The sequence below is a fragment of the Pseudomonas rubra genome, assembly GCF_028656935.1.
GTDB lineage: Bacteria > Pseudomonadota > Gammaproteobacteria > Pseudomonadales > Pseudomonadaceae > Aquipseudomonas > Aquipseudomonas rubra.
On the sequence record NZ_JAMDGZ010000098.1, the window covers coordinates 1 to 1234 of the forward strand.

1 protein-coding gene is annotated in these 1234 nt (G+C 56.6%); it reads right to left on the reverse strand.

Going from position 1 to position 1234, the window contains the following annotated elements; translation table 11 throughout:
- Window positions 1-8: 8 nt before the first annotated feature.
- A protein-coding gene (locus M5G17_RS27330) for an IS3 family transposase (RefSeq protein ID WP_273895967.1) occupies window positions 9-1171 on the reverse strand; the annotation gives its coding sequence in 2 pieces (ribosomal slippage) (window positions 9-916 and window positions 916-1171; 1164 coding nt in all).
- Between the last annotated feature and the right edge of the window lie 63 nt (window positions 1172-1234).

The window sequence follows — 1234 nt, forward strand, 5'->3', positions numbered from 1 at the left end:
TGTAGTGGTCAACTCATTCCGGACACGGTTTTGAGTTTTTCTTCAGCTTTCGCCGGAGCCAGTCCATCGTTGAATTGATGGGGTCGGATCCAGTTGTAGTGATTCATCAGGTATCGGCTAATGTCTCGTTGAGCTTGCTGCCCGGTCAGGTAGCCTGTGGTCGGTATCCACTCTGATTTCAAGCTGCGAAATACTCGCTCCATCGGCGCATTATCCCAGCAGTTGCCTCGGCGGCTCATGCTCTGCCGCATGCGGTAGCGCCACAGTCTCTGGCGGAACTGACGGCTGCCATATTGCGACCCCTGGTCGGAGTGGAACAGCAGCCCTTGAGGCTTTCCGCGTTGTTCGTAAGCCACGTCCAGCGCTTTGACCACGAGGTCTGCGTCCGGCTTTTCTGATAAGGCCCAGCCCACCACTCTGCGTGCATAGAGATCCAGGACAACTGCCAGATAGTGCCATTTGCCCTGCGCCCAAACGTAAGTGATGTCGCCACACCAGACCTGATTTGGCGCTTTGACATCAAACGCTCGGTTCAAGATATTCGGAATATCTGGCCGCTCCACTGTGGCCTTTTTGTACGCATGTGATCCTGGCTGCTTGCTGACCAACGCCAGCTCACGCATCAGGCTGCGTACCTTGAATCTTCCGATTTGCTCACCCTCTTCTTGCATCATTGCCTTGATGCTACGGCTGCCGGGCGCACTTCGCCCTCGCGTGAACAGCTCATTCACTCGACTGCGCAACCGCAGTCGTTCAACGTCCGGAGTTCGCCTTCTATGACGATGTGCGTAGTAACTTGAGCGAGTGACTTCGAACACTTCGCACAAACAATCAACGGGCTCATGGTCGCTGAGCTGGCGGATCAGCGCGTACGCTCGAGATCTTCCGACATCAAGAGCGCGGTAGCCTTTTTTAGTATCGACTTCTCGCGTTCAAGGCGCGTGATCCGAGCTTCCAGCTCTTGGATTTTTTGCTGCTCTGGCGTCAACGCTTTGCTGGCCGGCGTGATGCCGCCGCGCTCTTGCTGAAGCTGATTGACCCACCGGCGCAGGGCCGACTCGACCAAGCCGAGCGAGCGTGCAGCTTCGGCGTGGCTATAGCCTTGGTCGAGCACCAGGCAGGCAGCTTCGCGCTTGAACTCAGGGGTAAAGGTACGGCGTTGCTTGGTCATCAGACACCTCTCTGTGGCGAGCATTCTCGCCTAAATGGGTGTCCGGGGTTAGTAGACCACTAC